Source organism: Castellaniella caeni NBRC 101664 (assembly GCF_001592225.1).
Taxonomy (GTDB): domain Bacteria; phylum Pseudomonadota; class Gammaproteobacteria; order Burkholderiales; family Burkholderiaceae_B; genus Castellaniella; species Castellaniella caeni.
In genome coordinates, this window is the sequence record NZ_BCWN01000058.1 from 1 (window position 1) to 632 (window position 632).

Here is a 632-nt window from a genome sequence, read left to right on the forward strand (position 1 = left end):
GGGCGGTCTCAAAAGTCAAGTGCAACACTTTGAATGATTAGCGATTTCGATACTCAAAGCCTCTTCTGGTGTCAGCCAGCCAAGCGTCATGCGCGGACGCTTATTCATGAGCCGCGCAACGTCGTTGAGGTATGTCTGACTGATGTCGGAGAGGTCGATGCCCTTGGGCATGAACTGGCGCAACAACCCGTTGGTGTTCTCGTTGCTGCCACGCTGCCACGGGGCGTGCGGATCGGCAAACCAGATGTCCAAGTGCAGGCGGCGTGCCAGCTCGTCATAACGCGTCATCTCGGTGCCACGGTCGTAGGTCAGGCTCTGACGCAGAAACGCAGGCAGAAGCCTCATCTGTCTCGTAAAACCTTCCAGGGCGTCTGTTGCGGTGCAGCCATCCATGCGGCAGAGCACGACGAAACGGGTCTTGCGTTCGACCAACGTGCCCACGGCAGACCGGTTGAAAGCCCCCTTGATGAGATCACCCTCCCAATGCCCTGGCACGAGCCGCGTAGCAACCGCCTCGGGGCGGTGGACGATCCGCAGCTCCTCGGGAACAAAGCTTTGCCTGGCTGCTGTCGTGCGCCTTCTGCCACGAGTAGGTTTCGCCTGGCGCAACGCCTCAATCAGCGCCTTCTTGA

Annotated in this window: 1 protein-coding gene; it reads right to left on the minus strand. The window is 59.7% G+C overall.

Features of this window, described 5'->3' with window-relative positions:
- Positions 1 to 15: 15 nt before the first annotated feature.
- Positions 16 to 632 (minus strand): IS30 family transposase (locus tag CCA01S_RS15080; RefSeq protein WP_157076567.1); only part of this gene is annotated, 617 nt, incomplete at its 5' end.